This window comes from Chloroflexus sp., assembly GCF_049970315.1.
Taxonomy (GTDB): Bacteria; Chloroflexota; Chloroflexia; order Chloroflexales; family Chloroflexaceae; genus Chloroflexus.
The window spans coordinates 97,897-98,654 of the sequence record NZ_JBMFNE010000015.1 but is presented as its reverse complement, the minus strand read 5'-3'; the positions used below and the strand labels follow the sequence as shown (position 1 = coordinate 98,654).

Annotated in this window: 1 protein-coding gene; it reads left to right on the top strand. The window is 61.9% G+C overall.

Features of this window, described 5'->3' with window-relative positions; translation table 11 throughout:
- Positions 1-425: glycosyltransferase family 4 protein (locus tag ACP5OT_RS11665; protein ID WP_428132210.1), on the top strand; the 425-nt coding region annotated here is incomplete at its 5' end.
- Positions 426-758 lie beyond the last annotated feature (333 nt).

The following is a 758-nucleotide window of genomic DNA, read 5'->3' as shown; positions in this document are numbered from 1 at the left end:
GCCGTTGCCCCCCGGTAAGGGCTCTGCAACGGCTGGCCGGCGAGCTTGGCGTGGCGGCCAATATCCATTTTCTCGGCACGCTGAGCGAAGAGCAGAAATTAGCCCTCTTGCGGGCTAGCGCCGTCTTGCCGTTTCCCTCGCGCTACGAAGGGTTTGGCTTACCGGTGTTAGAAGGGATGGTCGCAGGAGTGCCGGTCATCAGCACCAACATCCCGGTGATTAACGAACTGATTCGTGATGGCGAGGATGGTCTTCTGATCCCGTACAACGATGCGGCTGCGCTAGCCACCGCCATTCTCCGTCTCCTCGATGATCATGCGCTGCGGTCACGGATTATCGCCGGCGGGAGGCGGGCGGTGCACGAACGGTTTGCGCCAGAGCGGTTGGTGGCGCAGGTTATTGCAGTGTATCAATCGGTAGTGTGACGATTACTTCACGCCCTTCGCGTCTTGCGAGGGATGCATGGCGGTACGTTGCCGGTAGGGTAAGGCACACGGTAGTACGTTGCCGGTGAGGTGGGGCACACGGTAGTACGTTGCCGGTGAGGTGGGGCACACGGTGGTGCACCCCTATATGGTCGTGTGCGTCGCTGGCAGAGTACACCCTTCGCGGGCACGACGTTGCCCTGGCCGTACCGTGGACCACCGACCGGTGGCAGGCTCGCTCAGCCGGACAATCCTTCCGGGCACGACGTTGCCCTGGCCTCTGTGTAGCTCCGTAGCCTCTCAGTAGGCACAAAGAGAGGCCGGACAACCCTT